Source organism: Rathayibacter sp. AY2B3 (assembly GCF_002931755.1).
In the GTDB taxonomy this organism is placed as follows: Bacteria; Actinomycetota; Actinomycetes; order Actinomycetales; family Microbacteriaceae; genus Rathayibacter.
On sequence record NZ_PSUG01000002.1, the window covers coordinates 42,811 to 61,004 of the forward strand.

Genomic DNA, 18,194 nt, shown 5'->3' on the forward strand with positions numbered 1-18,194 from the left:
AGCGCCGAGCGCCGGGGGACCGGACCGCTCCGGGTCAGCCCCGGGCGTCCCGCTCCTGGGCGCGGAGCGCACGCTCCACGCCGGCCAGGTTCTCGATCACGAGACGGCGCAGCGCCGGGATCTCCGGGTTCGCGTCGAGCCACGCGCGGGTGGCGTCGACGATCTCCCGCGAGGGCGTGGCGGCCGGGTAGAAGCCGACGACCAGGTACTCGGCGATCTTGTAGCTCTTCGACTCCCAGAGGGAGCGGAGGGCGTCGAAGTAGACCGGCACCATCGCGTCGAGCAGATGCGGGTCGGCGGCGCGCTGGAAGCCCAGGCCCGTCGAGCGGACGATCGTGTTCGGCGCCGAGTCGTCGGCCGTGACCGAGTCCCAGGCCGCGCGCTTCGCCTCCGCGGTCGGCAGCGCGGCACGGGCGTGCGCGGCCGACTGCTGGCCGGTCGCCGTGTTGTCCGAGGCGAGCGCCGCGTCGATGTCGCCCGCGTCGGCCCGCCCGCCGGCGACCAGAGCGATCAGCAGCTCCCAGCCGAGGTCGGTGTCGATGTCGAGGCCGTCGAGCGCGGTCGAGCCGTCGAGCAGCGCCTGCACGGCCTCGAGGTGCGCCGGGGTCGACGCGATCGCGGCGAAGAACTTGACGAACTGGAACTGCGCGTCGCTGCCCGGCTCGGCGCTCTGCGCGAGCGTCCACAGCTGATCGCCCGCCTCCTCGACGACCTCGGCCCGGTACTCCGGAGCGACGTACTGGGTGGCGGTGGCGACGAGCTGGTTGAGAACCGTCCGGAGGGTCGTGGACTCGGTCTCGGTGGCGATGTTGCCCAGGACGAGGCGGACGAAGTCGCGCGGCGCCGACTCGGCGTCCCGGGTCGAGTCCCAGACCGAGCCCCAGACCAGCGAGCGGGCCAGCGGGCTCTCGATGCTCGCGAGGTGCTCGACGGCCACGGCGAGCGAGGCCTCGTCGAGGCGGACCTTCGCATAGGCGAGGTCGTCGTCGTTGAGCAGCACGAGCGCCGGACGGGTGCGGCCGATCAGCTCGGGCACCTCGGTGCGCTCCCCGTCGACGTCCAGCTCGAGGCGGTCGACGCGGACGAGGCGCTCGCCCTCGAAGTCGTACAGGCCGATCGCGAGGCGATGCGGGCGGATCGTCGGGTACTCCTCGACCGCGCTCTGCAGGATCGCGAACGACGCGATGGATCCGCTCTCGTCGACCGCGATCTCCGGGCGGAGCGTGTTCACGCCCGCCGTCTCGAGCCACTGCGCCGACCACTCGGTGAGGTCGCGCCCACTGGTGGCCTCGAGCTCGACCAGCAGATCGCGCAGCTCCGTGTTCGAGAACGCGTGCTTGACGAAGTACTCGTGGACGCCCGCGAGGAACTCCTTCTCGCCGACCCACGCGACGAGCTGCTTGAGGACCGACGCGCCCTTCGCGTAGGTGATGCCGTCGAAGTTGACCTGGACGTCCTCGAGGTCGGTGATGGTCGCGACGATCGGGTGGGTCGAGGGCAGCTGGTCCTGGCGGTAGGCCCAGCTCTTCTCCATCGCGGCGAAGGTGGTCCACGCCTCGGTCCACTCCGTCGCCTCCGCGGTGGCGAGGGTGGAGGCGTACTCGGCGAACGACTCGTTGAGCCAGAGGTCGTTCCACCACTTCATCGTGACCAGGTCGCCGAACCACATGTGGGCGAGCTCGTGGAGGATCGTGACGACCCGGCGCTCCTTGATCGCGTCCGTCACCTTCGAGCGGAACACGTAGGTCTCGGTGAAGGTCACCGCTCCCGCGTTCTCCATCGCGCCCGCGTTGAACTCGGGGACGAACAGCTGGTCGTACTTCGCGAACGGGTACGGGACGCCGAACTTCTCCTCGTAGAAGGCGAAGCCCTGCTTCGTCTTCTCGAACACGTAGTCGGCGTCGAGGAAGGGCGCGAGCGAGGCCCGGGCGAAGACCCCCAGCGGGATGGTGCGGCCGTCGGAGGAGACGAGCGAGTCGGTCTCCACCACGTAGGGGCCGGCCACGACGGCCGTGATGTAGGAGGAGATGCGCGGGGTCGGCTCGAAGCTCCAGGTCGCGATCCCCTCGCCCGCCGGGACCGGCTCGGGAGTGGGCTGGTTCGACACGACCCGCCACTGCGCGGGCGCGGTGACGGTGAAGCGGAACTCGGCCTTGAGGTCCGGCTGCTCGAACACCGCGAAGACGCGGCGGGAGTCGGGCACCTCGAACTGCGAGTAGAGGTACACCTCGCCGTCGACCGGGTCGACGAAGCGGTGCAGGCCCTCGCCGGTGTTGGTGTAGAGCGCGTCGGCGACGACGGTGAGCTCGTTGTCCGCGGCCAGGGACTCAAGGCGGATGCGGACGCCGTCGGCGACGTCGGCCGGGTCGAGCTCCGCGCCGTTGAGGGTGACGGAGTGGACGGTGCCCGTGACGGCGTCGATGAAGCTCGAGGCGCCCTCGGTGGCGGAGAAGCGCACGGTGGTCGTGCTGAGGAAGGTCTCGGCGCCACGGGTCAGGTCGAGGGCGATGTCGTAGTCGTGGACCCGGATCAGCGAGGCGCGCTCCTGCGCTTCGCTCCGGGTGAGGTTGTCTCCTGGCACGGGGGTGCTCCATCCGTTCGTCTCGGGCGCTGCCGCGGGCGCCGGGGTGGGGGCGCCGCCGATCCACCCTAGGGCTGCCGGGACCCGCCGTGGAGTCTCCGTGAGGTCGATCCTGCGGAGCCGCCGGGGAGCGCGGACGCGGCCGCGGCGAGCGGCGTACCGTGTCCCCATGACCTCTGTGGACTTCTGGTTCGACCCCTCCTGCCCGTGGGCCTGGATGACCTCGCGATTCGTGGACGAGGTGACCCCCGCCCGCGACCTCGACGTGCAGTGGCACATCATGAGCCTCGCCGTCCTGAACGAGGACAAGGACGTGGACGACTCGTACCGCGCCTTCCTCCCGCGCGCGCTGCGCTACACGCGCCTGGTCGCCGCCGTCGCCGAGCGCGAGGGCCGCGAGCACGTGAAGCCGCTCTACGACGCTCTCGGAACCCGGATCCATCCGGGCGGCCGCACGGACACCGACGCGGTGATCGCCGAGTCGCTCGCCGAGCTCGGGCTGCCCGCGGAGCTCGCCGCGTACGCCGACTCGGACGAGTACGACGAGCCGATGCGCGCCTCCCACTTCGACGGGATCGAGCGGGTCGGCCAGGACGTCGGCACCCCGGTCATCGCGATCGGCGACGTCGCCTTCTTCGGCCCCGTCATCTCGCCGATCCCGAGGGGGGAGCAGGCGCTGACGCTCTGGGACGGCATCGTCGCGGCCGCCTCCTTCGACGGCTTCTTCGAGCTCAAGCGCTCGCGGACCCGCGACCCGCGGTTCGACTGAGCCGACCCGCGGTACTCTGGCTCCCGGCCCGGTCACCGCGGGCCCCAAACGGCTCTTCCGGAGGAGTTCTCTCGTGCGCATCCACATCGCCACGGACCACGCAGGGCTGGACTTCAGCCGTCACCTGATCGAGCACCTCGGCGCCGCCGGTCACGAGGTGATCGACCACGGCCCCACGTCGTACGACCCGCTGGACGACTACCCGTCCTTCTGCATCAACGCCGCCGCCGCGGTCGTGCGCGATCAGGAGGCGGGGGTCGAGGCCCTCGGCGTCGTCTTCGGCGGCTCGGGCAACGGCGAGCAGATCGCGGCGAACAAGGTCGCGGGCGTGCGCGCGGCCCTCGTCTGGAACCTGAGCACCGCCGTGCTGGCCCGCCAGCACAACGACGCGAACGTCATCTCGATCGGGGCGCGCCAGCACTCCGTCGAGGAGGCCACCGGCTTCATCGACGCGTTCGTCGCCGAGCCCTTCACCTTCGAGGAGCGCCACGTGCGCCGCATCGCGCAGCTCGCCGAGTACGAGGCCACCGGCGACATCGCCGGCCGGGTAGTCGACTCCGCCGCGAAGGAGCGCTGAGTGCCCGAGGGGCACTCCGTCCACCGGATCGCCCTGCAGTTCGAGCGCGACGTCGTCGGGCACCGCGTCTCGACCAGCAGCCCCCAGGGCCGCTTCGCCGAGGGGGCCGCGCTCCTCGACGGGCGCGAGGTCCTCGAGTCCACGGCCGTCGGCAAGCACCTGCTGCTGCGCTTCGAGGGCGACCTGACGCTGCACGTCCACCTCGGCCTCTACGGCGCGTGGGACTTCCTCGGGCACGTCTCGCCGCTGTTCCCGGACGGCAAGGCCGGCAGCAGCATCGGGGCTCCGCGCCGCCGCCGCGCCGTGCGCCTCTCCGAGACGGTGCACGAGACCGACTCCGACCTCGACGAGTTCCCCCCGCCGCCCGTGGGCGCGGTGCGCGTGCGCATCATGACGGAGGAGACCGTCGCCGACCTGCGCGGTCCCACCGCGTGCGAGGTGATGGACCCCGCCCAGGTGGAGGCCCTCCTCGCCCGCCTCGGTCCGGATCCGGCCGACGACGACTCCGACGAGGCGCGCGACCGCTTCGTGAACCGGCTCCGCAGGACGGCGACGCCGGTCGGACTGGTGCTGATGGACCAGTCCGTCGTCAGCGGGATCGGCAACATCTACCGGGCGGAGCTGCTCTACCGCGCCGGCCTCGACCCGCACACTCCCGGCAAGCAGGTGCCGCTGGAGCTCGCGCAGGAGCTGTGGCGCGACTGGGCGGACCTGCTCGAGGACGGCATCCGGACCGGGATGATGATCACCCGCCGCGGCCTCACGAAGACGGAGCGCTCGAGAGCCGTCCGCAGCCGGGCCGAGCGCAACTACGTCTACAAGCGCGAGGGCCTGCCCTGCCGCGTCTGCGGCACGAACGTGCTGCTCGAGGAGATCGGCGCGCGCAAGCTCTACTGGTGCCCGGTGTGCCAGTCGTGAGCGCCGGTGGAGGGGCACTGCCCCTGTCCCGCGCTCCGCGACCGGTCCCCGCCGCGCTCCGCGAGGCCGCCCGATGACCGGCGGTCTCCTGCTGCGGGGCGCCCGCCTCCTCGGCTCGTCCCGACCCGGTGCCGTCCTCCTGCGCGACGGCCGCGTGGAAGCGGTCGGACCGGACGCTGCCGCCGCCCCGGGCGACGAGGTGCGCGACCTCGACGGGCGCTGGGTGCTCCCCGGCCTCTGGGACGAGCACGTCCACTTCTCGCAGTGGGCGATGACGGCCCCGCGCCTGGACGTCTCATCGGAGGACTCGGCCCGGGGAACAGCGGACGCGGTCCGACGTCGCCTGGCGGAGGAGCCCGGCACCGGCACGCTGATCGGCTTCGGCTTCCGGGACGGGCTCTGGCCGGAGCCGCCGACGACCGCGCTCCTGGACGACGTGTCTTCCGAGCGGCCTGTCGTGCTGATCAGCGGCGACCTGCACTGCGCCTGGCTGAACTCCGCGGCGTACCGTCGGTACGCCGTCGCTCCCGAGCCCGAGCTGCTGCGCGAGGACGCCTGCTTCGAGCTCGTCACCGCACTCGGCGCCCTCGGCGACGACGAACTCGACGCGCTCGCGGACGCGGCGGCCCGGCGTGCGGCGGCTCGCGGAGTGGTCGGCGTCGTCGACCTCGAGATGCGCTGGAACGCGGGGGACTGGCCCCGGCGCGTCGCCCGCGGGACGCGCTCCCTCCGCGTCGACACCGGCGTCTACCGCGACCACCTCGAGCGCGCCCTCGCGGAGGGACTGCGCACGGGGGACGAGCTCGACGGCGGCGCCGGACTGCTGCGGATGGGCCCGCTCAAGGTCCTGATCGACGGCTCCCTCAACACGAGGACCGCCTACTGCACCCACCCCTACGCCGATCACGACGGCTACGGCGTGCTCACCGTGGAGCCGGCCGAGCTCGACGAGCTGCTCGCCCGCGCGGCCGCGGGCGGCATCCGCTCCACGGTGCACGCGATCGGCGACGCCGCGGCGACGCTGGCCCTGGATGCCCTCGGCCGGGTCGGCGGGGGCCGGATCGAGCACGCTCAGCTGCTCGCGGAGACCGACCTTCCGCGGTTCGCCGCGCTCGGCGTGGAGGCCGGAGTGCAGCCCGCGCACGCGCTCGACGACCGCGAGGTGGCGGAGCGGTACTGGCCGGGACGGACCGGCCGGGCGTTCCCGCTGCGCTCGCTGCTCGACTCCGGGGCCCGCGTGGTGCTCGGCTCGGACGCTCCGGTCGCTCCGCTCGACCCGTGGGTCGCGATCTCGGCCGCGGTCTCGCGGGCGCTGCCGGGCGACGAGCCCTGGCACCCGGAGCAGCGGGTGAGCGTCGAGGAGGCGATCGCGGCCTCGACCCGGGTGCGGCGGCTCGCGCCCGCGGCCGGCGATCCCGCCGATCTCGTGGTGGTCGACCGCGATCCGCTCGCCGCCGACGCGGGAGCCCTCCGATCCATGCCGGTCGCCGCGACCCTCCTGGCGGGCCGCTTCACGCACGGCGGCTGACCCGCGCCCGACGCGACTCCGGCTGCTCCGGATCGCGCGGACGGGCCCGGGAACGACGACGGCCCGCGGGATCCGAGGATCCGCGGGCCGGTCGAGGCGTGGTGCTCAGCTCTCGCTGACGTGGGCGAAGAGGAACCAGCGGTCCTTCTCGAGGCCGCGGCCGATCTCGATCGCGACGTCCTGGCTGCTCGCGTCGATCTCGGCGAGCTCCGCGATCGCCGTGTTGACGGTCGCGATGGCGGTGTCCATCTGGCGGATGATCTCGACGATCGCGTTCTCGGAGCGCTGGAAGCCGGGGGTGAGGGGCTCGGACCGCGTCGCCGAGGCGACGGTCTGGATGCGGGCGTCGACCGGGAGGCCGAGGGCGACGACGCGCTCCGCGGCGAGGTCGGCCCACTCGATGGCGCGGCCGACGATCGCGTCGAGCAGCTCGTGGACGCCGATGAAGTTGGCATCGCGGACGTGCCAGTGCGCCTGCTTGCCGTTGACGGCGAGCGCGGTCATCTCGACGACGACGGGGCTGAGGAACTGGGCGACTCCGGATGCGACATCCGGGTTCGACGAGGTGAGCGACGTGACGGACGTGGTGGACATCGTCTGGTCCTTTCGAGAGGGGGTGACTGATCGTCAACAGTACGCAGATCCCTCGGCGCCGCAAGGAAGCGCAGGCTCGGCTCAGTCGGGCGAAGGACAGGCTCACCTCGGTCGTGGAGGGGTGTCACGGGGGCTTCCCCCCGGGCGCCCGGAGCCGTGCCGCCGGTACGCTCGACCGGGTCGCGGCGGCGGCGGGAGCGGACGGGAGGCGCGGATGAGTGGAGCATCGACGGCCCTCGGCGAGGCTGCGCGCGCCTACCTCCGGCTGTGGCGCGGACTGCCCCGGGAGGTGCTCGCACTGGTCGCCGCGATCCCGGTCGCCCTGCTCGGCGCCTTCTGCGCCGGTGTCGCGCTGGCCGTCGCGCTCGGGCTCGTCGGAGTCCTGATCGGCCTGGTGTTCCTGCCCGCCGCCCTCTACACGGCGCGCTTCTTCTCGCGGGCCGCCGTCGGCCTCGACCTGCTGGCCGGACGGCCCGCCGTCCCCCGGCCGCAGTGGCGGCGACCGCCCTCCTCCGTCACCCCGTCGACCTTCGCCCTCTACGGTCCGGTGATCGACGGGCACTACTGGCTCGCTCTCCTGCACACGCTCGTCGTGGCTCCGGTGCTCGCGCTGCTGTCCGGACTGCTCCTCGCGCTGTGGACCTGGGCGGGCCTGGGCACGGTGGCGGCCGCGCTCACGGGAGCCCCCGGTCCGGCCCGCCTGCTGGCCGAGAACGGAGCCGCTCTGCTGGGCGCCCCGCAGCCGCCGGCGGGACTGGTCGCCGCGGCGACGGTCGCCACGACCGTCCTCTTCGTCTCGACCCTGCCGTTCGCCACCCGCGGCCTCTCCCTCCTGCACTGGCTGGTCGACCGCCTCCTGCTCGGCCCGTGGGAGTCGGAGGCGCTCCAGCGCGAGGTCGCCGAGCTGAGCGCCTCCCGCGGTGCGGCCGTCGCTGCCGAGGACCGCGCGTTGCGTCGGCTCGAGCGCGACATCCACGACGGCCCGCAGCAGCGCCTGATCCGGGTCCAGATGGATCTGGCCTCGGCCCGCAACCGGCTCGCCGCCGACCCGGAGTCCGCCGCGCGGCTGGTCGACGAGGCTCGCGAGCACGTGCGCGCCGCACTGGACGAGCTGCGCGCCCTCTCCCGCGGAGTGGCGCCGCCGATCCTGCAGGACCGGGGCTTCGAGGCGGCGGTTCACTCGCTCGCCGAGCTCAGCCCGGTGCCGGTCGAGGTGCTCACCGAGAACCCCGTGGCGGACGTCCCGCCCGAGGTCGAGCGCAGCGTCTACTTCGTCGTCGCCGAGCTGCTCGCCAACGCCTCCAAGCACTCCCGCGCCCGTTCGGTGCGGGTGCATCTCGACACCCGCGACTCCGGCACTCCGGGGGAGCGCTGGCTCGACGCCTGGGTGGTCGACGACGGAGTCGGCGGAGCGGCGCCTGTCGCCGGTCACGGCCTCGAAGGGGTCGGCGGGCGCGTCCGGGGCCTGCGCGGGATCCTGAGCGTGGAGTCGCCGGTCGGTGGACCGACCACGGTCGGGGTGCACGTCCCGTACCGCCCGGCCGTCCTATCCTGAGGGCGTGCCCGTGATCCGCGTCGCCATCGCCGAGGACTCGGTCCTCCTGCGCGAGGGCCTGGTCCGCCTCTTCGAGGACGCGGGGTTCGCCTCCGTCGGCGCCTTCGGGGACGCGGACGCCCTGCTCGCCGATCTGGCGCGGGACCCGGCCGCGGTCGACGTCGCCGTGCTCGACGTCCGGATGCCGCCGACCTTCCGCGACGAGGGCGTCCGCGCGGCGCTGGAGATCCGCCGCCGCTACCCGGGCGTGTCGGTCCTGCTGCTCAGCCAGTACGTCGAGGTCACCTACGCACAGGAGCTGCTCGGCTCCGGCGACGGCGGACTCGGCTACCTCTTGAAGGACCGGGTCGCCTCCGTGGAGGAGCTGCGCGACGCCGTCGAGCGCGTCGCGGCGGGCGGGACCGTCCTCGACCCCCAGGTCGTCGCCTCGCTCCTGCAGCGCAACCGCGACCCGCTCGCCTCGCTGACCCCGCGGGAGCGGGAGGTGCTGGAGCAGATGGCCCAGGGGCGCACGAACGCGGGCATCGCCTCCGCTCTCTTCGTCGGCGTGGGGGCCGTGGAGAAGAACGTGACCGCGATCTTCCAGAAGCTCGGGCTCGAGGACTCGGGCTCCGACCACCGGCGGGTGCTGGCCGTCCTCGCCTTCCTGCGCGCCGGGCGCTGACCACCGGAGAAGAGGAGAACCCGATGCCGTCGAGTCCTGCAGAGGGCGCCCGCGTCCTCGCCCTGACCGGGGGACGCTCCCCGGAGATCGCGGACAGCGCCTGGGTCGCTCCGGGGGCCACCGTGATCGGGTCCGTGCGCCTGGGGGAGCGGGCGAGCGTCTGGTACGGCGCCGTCCTGCGCGCCGAGCACGCGCGGATCGAGCTCGGCGCCGGCAGCAACCTCCAGGACGGCGTCGTCGTCCACGTCGACGCCGACTACGACGCCGTCATCGGCGCCGGCGTCTCGGTCGGGCACAACGCCGTGCTGCACGGCTGCACCCTCGAAGACGACGTGCTGGTCGGCATGAGCGCGACCGTCCTGAACGGGGCCGTCATCGGCACCGGCTCGCTGATCGCCGCGGGCGCCGTCGTCCTCGAGGGGACGGTCGTCCCGCCGGGCTCGCTGGTGGCGGGTGTGCCCGGACGGGTGCGGCGGGAGCTGACGGAGCAGGAGCGCGAGGGCATCCGCCGCAACGCCGCCTCGTACCTCGCCCTGACGGAGGAGCACCGCGGCGCGGTCGGCTGAGCACGCCCGGGACCGCCCCGGAACGACGAAGAGCCCCGGACATCCGGGGCTCTTCGAGAGGAGAGGGGCTGACGAGAATCGAACTCGCATCATCTGTTTGGAAGACAGAGGCTTTACCACTAAGCTACAGCCCCGGATCGGCGGCCTGACGACTGCGAACCGGTGCGACCGGGTCTCTCGACCGGGCACCAGGACAGCGTAGTACATCGCGCGAGCACCGTGGACACCCGGTCGGCCGCCGCCGCGCGGTTCCGGCCGCCGCTGCCGCGGTGCAGTACACTTGCGAAGGCCATTTCGGCGTGTCGCGCAAGCGCACGTGCGGGGACGGCTCGACGAGAGTCTCACGCACGGTGCCCAGGCCCGCGCATCCGGGGCGTAGCTCAGCTTGGCTAGAGCGCCCGCTTTGGGAGCGGGAGGTCGCAGGTTCGAATCCTGTCGCCCCGACCACGAGTACTCATCGTGACGACATCGACCCGTGACGACCGTCATCCGGCGCCGACACCAACCAGCACAGGAGATCCCCTCACGTGAAGACCACGGTAGAACAGCTGAGCCCGACCCGCGTGAAGCTCGCGATTTCGGTCACCCCGGACGAGCTCGGCCCCAGCATCACGCACGCCTACGGCCACATCGCCGAGCAGATCAACGTCCCCGGCTTCCGCAAGGGCAAGGTCCCGCCCGCCATCGTCGACCAGCGCGTCGGCAAGGCCGCGGTGCTCGAGCACGCGGTCAACGAGGGCCTCGACGGCTTCTACCGCGAGGCCGTCCGCGAGACCGAGGTGCGCCCCCTGGGCCGCCCGCAGGCGGACATCGTCGCCTGGCCGAGCGACAAGGACTTCACCGGCGACCTCGAGCTCGCCATCGAGGTCGACGTGCGCCCCGAGATCACCGTCCCGGACTACGACGGCATCGAGCTCACCGTCGAGGCGGCCGAGGTCACCGACGCCGACGTCGACGCCGAGCTGGACAAGCTCCGCAGCCGCTTCGGCACCCTGGTCACCGTGGACCGCCCGGCGAAGACCGGTGACTTCGCGCAGATCGATCTGGTCGCCTCCATCGACGGCGTCGAGGTCGACACCGCCAACGCCATCTCCTACGAGCTCGGCTCGGGCGAGCTGATCGAGGGCATCGACGAGGCGCTCGACTCCCTCACCGCGGGCGAGAGCACCACGTTCACCGCTCCGCTGCTCGGCGGCGACCACGCCGGCGAGCAGGCCGAGATCGCCGTCGCGCTCACCGCCGTCAAGGAGCGCGAGCTCCCCGAGGCCGACGACGACTTCGCGCAGATCGCCAGCGAGTTCGACACCATCGCCGAGCTGCGCGAGTCGCTCAAGGAGCAGGCCGCTCAGCAGAAGACCTTTGGCCAGGGCGGCGAGGCCCGCGAGAAGCTCGTCGAGGCGCTGCTCGCCCTCGTCGAGGTCCCCGTGCCCGCCGGGCTCGTCGAGGACGAGGTGCACCGCCACCTCGAGGGCGAGAACCGCCTCGAGGACGACGAGCACCGCGCCGAGGTCAAGGAGGCCAGCGAGAAGACCTTCAAGACCCAGATCCTCCTCGACCACGTCGTCGAGCAGGAGAAGGTCCAGGTCAGCCAGGACGAGCTCACGCAGTACCTCATCCAGGGTGCGGCGCAGTACGGCATGGAGCCGAACGAGTTCATCAAGATCCTGTCCGAGAACAATCAGATCGGCCAGATGGTCGGCGAGGTCGCCCGCAACAAGGCGCTCGCGATCGTCCTGGGCAAGGCGAAGGTCACCGACACCGAGGGCAACGCTGTCGACCTGACCGCGTTCACCGCGGTCCCCGGCGACGACGAGGCCGTCGAGGCCTCCGACGAGGCCGTCGCCTCGGACGAGACCGAGGTCGCGGAGGAGGCCCAGGCCGCCGCCGACGCCGAGGTCCCCGCCGAGGAGCCCGCCGCCGAGGAGGAGCCCGCCCCGGCCCCCAAGAAGAAGCGCGCGCCGGCCAAGAAGAAGGCCGCCGCTCCCGCCGAGGAGACCCCGGCCGCGGAGTAGTCACCGCGAGCACGGCAGGAGCCGCCCCCCGATCCGTCGGAGGGCGGCTCCTGCCGTTGCAGGGCTCCGGTCCGCCCCGGGCGAACACGGGCGACTCCCGCTCCGCCCCCGGCGAACACGGCCGGATCGGCCTGGCGGCGTCCGATAGATTCGCCTGCGAAGCGACAACTGAAACGGAGCAATACATGGCCGACATGGTTATGCCCAACAGTGTTTTCGACCGCCTGCTCAAGGACCGGATCATCTGGCTCGGTTCCGAGGTGCGCGACGAGAACGCGAACGAGATCGCCGCGAAGCTCCTGCTCCTGGCAGCCGAGGACTCCGAGCGGGACATCTACCTCTACATCAACTCGCCCGGCGGCTCCATCACCGCGGGCATGGCGATCTACGACACGATGCAGTTCGTCCCGAACGACATCGTGACCGTGGGCATCGGAATGGCGGCCTCCATGGGCCAGCTGCTCCTCACCGCCGGAACCCAGGGCAAGCGCTACATCACCCCGAACGCGCGGGTGCTCCTCCACCAGCCGCACGGCGGCTTCGGCGGCACGGCCTCCGACATCCAGACCCAGGCGCAGCTCATCCTCGACATGAAGAAGCGCCTCGCCGAGATCACCGCCAAGGCGACCGGCAAGACCGTCGAGCAGGTCAACGAGGACGGCGACCGCGACCGCTGGTTCAGCGCCGAGGAGGCCCTCGCCTACGGCTTCGTCGACCACATCCGCTCGTCGGCGACCGACGTGGCCGGCGGTGGCGGTACCGCCATCGACGAGTAGTCCAGCGAACGCGCCGAGAGATCAGGAACAGACAATGACCACACCCACCTTCGGCGGAACGGCGTTCGGCTCCGGAGCCGCACCGTCCTCGCGCTACATCCTCCCCACGTTCGAGGAGCGCACGGCCTACGGCTACAAGCGCCAGGACCCGTACGCCAAGCTCTTCGAGGACCGCATCATCTTCCTCGGAGTCCAGGTCGACGACGCCTCCGCGGACGACATCATGGCCCAGCTCCTCGTGCTCGAGAGCCAGGATCCGGACCGCGACATCGTCATGTACATCAACTCGCCCGGTGGATCCTTCACCGCGATGACGGCGATCTACGACACGATGCAGTACATCCGCCCGCACATCCAGACGGTCGTGCTCGGCCAGGCCGCCTCGGCCGCCGCCGTGCTCACCGCCGCGGGAACGCCCGGCAAGCGCCTCGCGCTGCCGAACGCGCGCATCCTCATCCACCAGCCCGCCGTGCAGCAGGGCGGAGGCCAGGCCTCGGACATCGAGATCCAGGCCGCCGAGATCATGCGCATGCGCGAGTGGCTCGAGGAGACGCTGTCGCACCACTCGAACCGCTCGGTCGAGCAGGTCAAGAAGGACATCGACCGCGACAAGATCCTCGGCGCGAGCGACGCGCTCGAGTACGGGCTGATCGACCAGGTGCTCACCAGCCGCAAGAGCCTGCCGGCTCTCACGGCGTAGGTGGTCCGGGAGGGGCCGGGTGGCGGAGCGATCCGCCGCCCAGCCCCTCTCTGCGTCCGCGGTTCCCGTAGCAAAGCGCCACCCGAGGCGCAAGGCACGGCGAATCCGGCCCGCCTGCCGAGCCCCCGCGGCTCAGCGGCTAGGCTCGGAGCAGTGCCAGGGGGTTCGTCCCGCTCGCACTCGCCGGAGCCCCGGGTTCCGGAGCACGACCCGACCGACGCACGACAGACGCACGACAAGGAAGTGGGGCATCCCCGTGGCACGTATTGGCGAAAGCGCCGACCTGCTGAAGTGCTCCTTCTGCGGCAAGAGCCAGAAGCAGGTCCAGCAGCTCATCGCGGGACCGGGCGTCTACATCTGCGACGAGTGCGTCGAGCTCTGCAACGAGATCATCGAGGAGCGCCTCTCCGAGTCGAGCGAGGAGACGAGCCACGAGTTCGACCTCCCGAAGCCGAAGGAGATCTTCGGCTTCCTCGAGGAGTACGTGATCGGGCAGGAGCAGGCGAAGAAGACGCTCGCCGTCGCCGTGTACAACCACTACAAGCGCGTGCGCGCCCGCAACACCATCACCGCCGCCGATGCGATCCACGACGAGGTCGAGATCGCCAAGAGCAACATCCTGCTCATCGGCCCCACGGGCTGCGGGAAGACCTACCTCGCCCAGACCCTCGCGAAGCGCCTCAACGTGCCGTTCGCGGTCGCGGACGCCACGGCCCTCACCGAGGCGGGCTACGTCGGCGAGGACGTGGAGAACATCCTCCTCAAGCTGATCCAGGCCGCCGACTACGACGTCAAGCGGGCCGAGACCGGCATCATCTACATCGACGAGGTCGACAAGATCGCGCGGAAGGCCGAGAACCCCTCGATCACGCGCGACGTCTCGGGCGAGGGTGTGCAGCAGGCGCTGCTCAAGATCCTCGAGGGCACCGTCGCCTCCGTGCCCCCGCAGGGCGGGCGGAAGCACCCGCACCAGGAGTTCATCCAGATCGACACGACGAACGTCCTCTTCATCGTCGCCGGCGCCTTCGCCGGACTCGAGGACATCATCTCGTCCCGGGCGGGCAAGCGCGGCATCGGCTTCGGCGCCCCGCTGCACAACAAAGAGGACGAGATCAACATCTTCAGCGAGGTCCTCCCGGAGGACCTGCACAAGTTCGGGCTGATCCCCGAGTTCATCGGGCGCCTCCCCGTCGTCACGACGGTCACCCAGCTCGACCAGGACGCGCTCATGCAGATCCTCACCGAGCCGCGCAACGCGCTCGTGAAGCAGTACCAGCGGATGTTCGAGATCGACGGCGTCGAGCTCGAGTTCGACCGGGGCGCTCTCGAGGCGATCGCGGACCTGGCGGTCCTGCGTCAGACCGGCGCCCGCGGACTGCGCGCGATCCTCGAGGAGGTGCTCGGCCCGATCATGTTCGAGGTGCCCTCCTCGGACGAGGTGGCCCGCGTCGTGGTCACCCGCGCTGCGGTGCTCGACAACGCGGCTCCGACGATCGTGCCCCACGCCCCCCGTCGCCAGGAGAAGAGCGCCTAGTCGCTCCCCGCCCCGCCGCGCCAGTTCACCGCGATTGGCCCGGCGGATCGTCGGGCGGGCCGCTCCGGCTTCCCTAACCTGGCGGAGCGCGCCGACGGTGCGTCCGGTCGCCTCAGTGCCGGTCGATCCTCCGGGAGGCTCCGCCATCGTCCAGCCGCTGCTCGCCGGGATCGTCGCCGCCCTGACCGGCTTCTCGAGCTCGTTCGCGATCGTTCTCGCCGGGGTGGTCGCGGTGGGCGCCACGGACGCGCAGGCCGCCTCGGGCCTCCTCGCCGTCTGCGTCCTGCAGGGCGTCCTCTGCATCGCGCTGAGCATCCGCTACCGCGTGCCGATGACCTTCGCCTGGAGCACGCCGGGCGCCGCCCTGCTGGCCGCGACCGCGACTCTTCCCGGCGGCTTCGACCGCGCGGTCGGCGCGTTCCTGGTCGCTTCCGCTCTGCTGGTGGTCACCGGGCTGTGGCCGGCGCTCGGGAGGCTCGTGGCGCGCATCCCGCGGCCGCTCGCGAACGCCATGCTCGCGGGCATCCTGTTCCCGCTCGTGCTGGCGCCGGTACGCGCGGCGGTGGAGATCCCCGCGCTCGCGCTGCCGGTGATCCTGCTCTGGCTGCTGCTCCTGCGGCTCCTGCCCCGCTGGGCGGTGCCGGCCGCGATCGCCCTGGCGATCGTGCTGCTGATCGTGACGGACGGCGCGGCTCTCGCCGGTGCCCCGCTGCTCCCCGTGCCGCAGTTCGTCGCGCCCGTGTTCGAGATCGGAGCGATGGTCGGGATCGGCCTGCCGCTGTACGTGGTCACCATGGCGGGGCAGAACATCCCGGGCATCGCGGTGCTGTCGAGCTTCGGCTACGCGGCGCACTCGCGACCCGGGATCGTCTCGACGGGCGCTCTCTCCGGGATCTCGGCGGTCTTCGGCGGAGTGCCGATCAACTACGCCGCGCTCAGCGCCGCGCTGACCGCGGGTCCCGAGGCGTCTCCGCGGCCGGAGCAGCGCTGGGTCGCCTCGGTCTCGGCGGGCGCCTCGTACCTGGTGCTGGGCGTGTTCGCCGGAGCGGCCGCCGCACTGGTGTCCTCCGCGAGCCCGCTGCTGATCGAGGCGGTCGCCGGGCTGGCGCTGCTGGGCGTGTTCGTGTCGGCGGTGCAGGCCGCCGTCGAGGACGCGCGGCTGCGGCTGCCGGCGGCGGCGACGCTCCTGGTCACCGCCTCCGGCACGACCATCGCGGGGATCGGCTCGGCCTTCTGGGGCCTGGTCGTGGGACTCGTCCTCCTCGCCTGGCTCGTCCCCCGGCGCCGCTAGAGGAGGCCGCGGCGCGCCAGCAGCGGCTCGGTCCGCGCATCCCGCCCGCGGAACGCGCGGTAGGCGTCGAGCGGATCCCGGGAGCCGCCGAGCTCGAGCACCCCGCGGCGGAAGCACTCGCCCGCCGAGCGGTCCAGGCCGCCGTTCTCCTCGAACCACTCGACCGTGTCCGCGTCGAGGATCTCGCTCCAGATGTAGGAGTAGTAGCCCGCGGAGTAGCCGCCGGAGAAGACGTGCGCGAAGTACGTGCTGCGGTAGCGGGGCGGCACGGCGCGGAGGAGGAGGCCGGCGGCGTCGAGCACGTCGCGCTCGAAGGCGGCCGCGTCGCGCGGCTCGACCGGGGCCGGCAGGGAGTGCCAGGCGAGATCGAGCAGGGCGGACGCCAGGTACTCGCTCGTCGCGAAGCCCTCGCCCCACAGCGCGGACGCCTCGAGGCGCTCGACGGTCCCCGCGGGCAGCGCCTCGCCGGTCTCGACGTGGCGGGCGTACTCGGCGAGGAGCCCGGGGTGAAGCACCCATGTCTCGTTCACCTGGCTCGGGAACTCGACGAAGTCCCGGAACACCGCGGTACCGGCGAAGCGCGGGTACCGCGTGCTCGCGAACAGGCCGTGCAGGGCGTGGCCGAACTCGTGGAAGAGCGTCTCCACCTCGTCGAGGCTGAGAAGGGCGGGCTCGCCCGGGCCCGGAGCCGAGAGGTTCAGGTTGTTCACGACGACGGCGGAGTCGCCGAGCAGCGAGGTGCGGCTGGAGAGCGAGTTCATCCACGCCCCGCCGCGCTTCGAGTCGCGGGTGAAGGGATCGAGCAGGAACAGGCCCAGCGGCGTCCCGTCCTCCTCGTGCACCTCGAACACGCGCACGTGCTCGCTGTAGCCGGCCAGGTCGCTCCGCTCCGAGAAGCGGATGCCGTACAGACCGGTGGCGGCGGCGAAGACGCCGTGCCGGAGCACCCGCTCCAGCTCGAAGAAGGGACGGAGCGCGCTGGAGTCGACGGAGTAGCTCGCCGACCGCACGCGCTCCTCGTAGTAGGCGCGGTCCCACGCCTCGATCGTGAAGCGCGGCGATCCGGCGGCGTCCTGCTCGGCATCGGCGGAGGCCTGCATCCGCTCGAGCTCGATCCTCGCGTTCCGGGCGGCGGGAGCGGCGAGCTCGTGCAGCAGCGACAGGACGCGCTCCGGCGAGCCCGCGGTCTGGCCCGAGATCACGAACTCGGCGTGCGAGGCCGCTCCCAGCAGGGCTGCGCGCTCGGCCCGCAGCGCGACGATCCGCTGCAGAGTCGCGGTGGTGTCGTGCTGCCCGCCCTCCGCACCGCGGCCGGTGGAGGCGCGCAGCACGCGCTCGCGGACGCCGCGGTCGCGCAGACGCGCCAGCCAGGGGTGGCCGGAGTAGAGGGGCAGGGTGATCAGCCAGCCGTCGACCCCGCGGTCGGCGGCGGCGCGCGCGGCGGCCGAGACGTCGGACTCGTCGAGGCCGTCGAGGCCGGCGACGTCGTCGAGGAGGACGGCCCGATCGTTCGACTCGGCGAGCAGGTCCTTCTCGAAGCGCGTGGTCAGGGTGGAGAGCTGCTCGTTCAGCTCGCCGAGCCGTGCCTTCCCCGCGTCGTCGAGGAGCGCGCCGGAGCGCTCGAACCCCGTGATCCTGCGTTCGAGGAGGTAGGCCGTCTCGGCGTCGAGATCGAGCTCCGGCGACTGCTCGGCGAGGGCTCGGAGCCGGGCGAACAGGCGCGGGTCGAGGCTGATCGCGTCGCTGTGGGCGGAGAGCAGCGGAGCGAGCTCGCCCTCCAGAGCGTCGGTGAGCGGGGTGCGGTCGGAGGCGGCGACGGTGAAGAAGACGGCGCTCACCCGGCGCAGCTCGCGACCAGCCCGCTCGAGGGCGACGAGGGTGTTCTCGACGGTCGGCGGCTCGGAGGCGCCGGCGATCGCGTCGATCTCGGCGCGGTGCCGGCGGAGGGCCTCGAGGAACGCCGGGCGGTAGGCCTCGGGGTCGACGGCGGCGAAGTCGGGGAGCCCGTGGGGGAGTCCGCTCGGATCGAGCAGGACGGCGACGGGATCGGGAGCGCTCATCCTGCGAGCCTAGAGCGCGAGCAGGGGAGAGGACTCCGGCCGAGGACCGCAGGACGCGCGCGCCGGGCT

At 72.2% G+C, this 18,194-nt stretch carries 15 protein-coding genes and 2 tRNA genes; 13 read left to right on the forward strand and 4 right to left on the reverse strand.

Translation table 11 applies throughout. The annotated features are described in order from the left end of the window. Positions 1 to 34: 34 nt before the first annotated feature. Entirely contained in the window at positions 35 to 2,581 is a 2,547-nt protein-coding gene (pepN, locus tag C5C24_RS01465; RefSeq protein ID WP_104304120.1) for an aminopeptidase N, read from the reverse strand. 169 nt (positions 2,582 to 2,750) lie between these two features. On the opposite strand from pepN, the gene C5C24_RS01470 reads away from it, so the two are divergent. From C5C24_RS01470 to C5C24_RS01485, 4 genes are all read left to right on the forward strand, one after another. After that, on the forward strand, positions 2,751 to 3,350 hold the full coding sequence (locus C5C24_RS01470; RefSeq protein WP_104276044.1) for a DsbA family protein: 600 nt from the start codon (positions 2,751 to 2,753) through the stop codon (positions 3,348 to 3,350). Positions 3,351 to 3,423: 73 nt separating this feature from the next. Further along, positions 3,424 to 3,927 (forward strand): ribose-5-phosphate isomerase, encoded by a 504-nt coding sequence (locus tag C5C24_RS01475; RefSeq protein ID WP_104276045.1) that lies wholly within the window; start codon positions 3,424 to 3,426, stop codon positions 3,925 to 3,927. After that, the gene (locus tag C5C24_RS01480; RefSeq protein ID WP_104304121.1) at positions 3,928 to 4,845 is read left to right on the forward strand and encodes an Fpg/Nei family DNA glycosylase; all 918 of its coding nucleotides are present in this window, start codon (positions 3,928 to 3,930) and stop codon (positions 4,843 to 4,845) included. Positions 4,846 to 4,918: 73 nt separating this feature from the next. Continuing rightward, the gene (locus tag C5C24_RS01485) at positions 4,919 to 6,373 is read left to right on the forward strand and encodes an amidohydrolase (RefSeq protein WP_104304122.1); all 1,455 of its coding nucleotides are present in this window, start codon (positions 4,919 to 4,921) and stop codon (positions 6,371 to 6,373) included. Between the two features lie 105 nt (positions 6,374 to 6,478). Here C5C24_RS01485 and C5C24_RS01490 read toward each other — a convergent pair whose 3' ends face one another. Continuing rightward, entirely contained in the window at positions 6,479 to 6,967 is a 489-nt protein-coding gene (locus tag C5C24_RS01490; protein WP_104304123.1) for a Dps family protein, read from the reverse strand. A 214-nt stretch (positions 6,968 to 7,181) separates the two neighbouring features. On the opposite strand from C5C24_RS01490, the gene C5C24_RS01495 reads away from it, so the two are divergent. Genes C5C24_RS01495 through C5C24_RS01505 form a run of 3 tightly spaced genes read left to right on the forward strand, consistent with a single transcriptional unit; the run spans position 7,182 to position 9,752 of the window. After that, on the forward strand, positions 7,182 to 8,522 hold the full coding sequence (locus C5C24_RS01495; RefSeq protein ID WP_104276049.1) for a histidine kinase: 1,341 nt from the start codon (positions 7,182 to 7,184) through the stop codon (positions 8,520 to 8,522). Positions 8,523 to 8,526: 4 nt separating this feature from the next. After that, positions 8,527 to 9,186, forward strand: a complete 660-nt coding sequence (locus tag C5C24_RS01500; protein WP_104276050.1) for a response regulator transcription factor — start codon at positions 8,527 to 8,529, stop codon at positions 9,184 to 9,186. Between the two features lie 23 nt (positions 9,187 to 9,209). Next, positions 9,210 to 9,752 carry a gamma carbonic anhydrase family protein gene (locus tag C5C24_RS01505; protein WP_104276051.1) on the forward strand — a complete coding sequence of 181 codons (543 nt, stop codon included), beginning with the start codon at positions 9,210 to 9,212 and terminating at the stop codon, positions 9,750 to 9,752. A gap of 63 nt (positions 9,753 to 9,815) precedes the next feature. Here the strand turns inward: C5C24_RS01505 and C5C24_RS01510 are convergent. Continuing rightward, a tRNA-Gly gene (locus C5C24_RS01510) sits at positions 9,816 to 9,886 on the reverse strand. Positions 9,887 to 10,121: 235 nt separating this feature from the next. On the opposite strand from C5C24_RS01510, the gene C5C24_RS01515 reads away from it, so the two are divergent. The 6 genes from C5C24_RS01515 (at position 10,122) to C5C24_RS01540 (ending at position 16,065) form a co-directional block, all read left to right on the forward strand. After that, a tRNA-Pro gene (locus tag C5C24_RS01515) sits at positions 10,122 to 10,199 on the forward strand. 80 nt (positions 10,200 to 10,279) lie between these two features. Then, on the forward strand, positions 10,280 to 11,764 hold the full coding sequence (gene tig, locus C5C24_RS01520) for a trigger factor (RefSeq protein ID WP_104304124.1): 1,485 nt from the start codon (positions 10,280 to 10,282) through the stop codon (positions 11,762 to 11,764). 185 nt (positions 11,765 to 11,949) lie between these two features. Further along, complete coding sequence (locus C5C24_RS01525) at positions 11,950 to 12,540, forward strand: ATP-dependent Clp protease proteolytic subunit (protein ID WP_097165884.1); 591 nt, start codon at positions 11,950 to 11,952, stop codon at positions 12,538 to 12,540. Between the two features lie 34 nt (positions 12,541 to 12,574). Beyond that, positions 12,575 to 13,240, forward strand: coding sequence for an ATP-dependent Clp protease proteolytic subunit (locus C5C24_RS01530; RefSeq protein WP_104280549.1), 666 nt, complete (start codon positions 12,575 to 12,577; stop codon positions 13,238 to 13,240). A gap of 256 nt (positions 13,241 to 13,496) precedes the next feature. Then, entirely contained in the window at positions 13,497 to 14,774 is a 1,278-nt protein-coding gene (gene clpX / locus C5C24_RS01535) for an ATP-dependent Clp protease ATP-binding subunit ClpX (RefSeq protein ID WP_104276054.1), read from the forward strand. A gap of 115 nt (positions 14,775 to 14,889) precedes the next feature. After that, positions 14,890 to 16,065 carry a benzoate/H(+) symporter BenE family transporter gene (locus C5C24_RS01540; protein WP_104276083.1) on the forward strand — a complete coding sequence of 392 codons (1,176 nt, stop codon included), beginning with the start codon at positions 14,890 to 14,892 and terminating at the stop codon, positions 16,063 to 16,065. On the opposite strand, the gene C5C24_RS01545 is transcribed toward C5C24_RS01540, so the two are convergent. Beyond that, positions 16,062 to 18,125: a M3 family metallopeptidase gene (locus tag C5C24_RS01545; RefSeq protein WP_104304125.1), complete on the reverse strand. Its 2,064-nt coding sequence runs from the start codon at positions 18,123 to 18,125 to the stop codon at positions 16,062 to 16,064. The genes C5C24_RS01540 and C5C24_RS01545 overlap by 4 nt on opposite strands. Positions 18,126 to 18,194 lie beyond the last annotated feature (69 nt).

What these genes read in the sequence shown, in the direction of transcription:
- C5C24_RS01545 (WP_104304125.1), bottom strand. Translation starts at nt 18,125, where the DNA reads ATGAGCGCTCCCGATCCCGTCGCCGTCCTGCTCGATCCGAGCGGACTC.
- C5C24_RS01525 (WP_097165884.1), top strand. Translation starts at nt 11,950, where the DNA reads ATGGCCGACATGGTTATGCCCAACAGTGTTTTCGACCGCCTGCTCAAG.
- C5C24_RS01530 (WP_104280549.1), top strand. Translation starts at nt 12,575, where the DNA reads ATGACCACACCCACCTTCGGCGGAACGGCGTTCGGCTCCGGAGCCGCA.
- C5C24_RS01485 (WP_104304122.1), top strand. Translation starts at nt 4,919, where the DNA reads ATGACCGGCGGTCTCCTGCTGCGGGGCGCCCGCCTCCTCGGCTCGTCC.
- C5C24_RS01495 (WP_104276049.1), top strand. Translation starts at nt 7,182, where the DNA reads ATGAGTGGAGCATCGACGGCCCTCGGCGAGGCTGCGCGCGCCTACCTC.
- C5C24_RS01470 (WP_104276044.1), top strand. Translation starts at nt 2,751, where the DNA reads ATGACCTCTGTGGACTTCTGGTTCGACCCCTCCTGCCCGTGGGCCTGG.
- C5C24_RS01505 (WP_104276051.1), top strand. Translation starts at nt 9,210, where the DNA reads ATGCCGTCGAGTCCTGCAGAGGGCGCCCGCGTCCTCGCCCTGACCGGG.
- C5C24_RS01490 (WP_104304123.1), bottom strand. Translation starts at nt 6,967, where the DNA reads ATGTCCACCACGTCCGTCACGTCGCTCACCTCGTCGAACCCGGATGTC.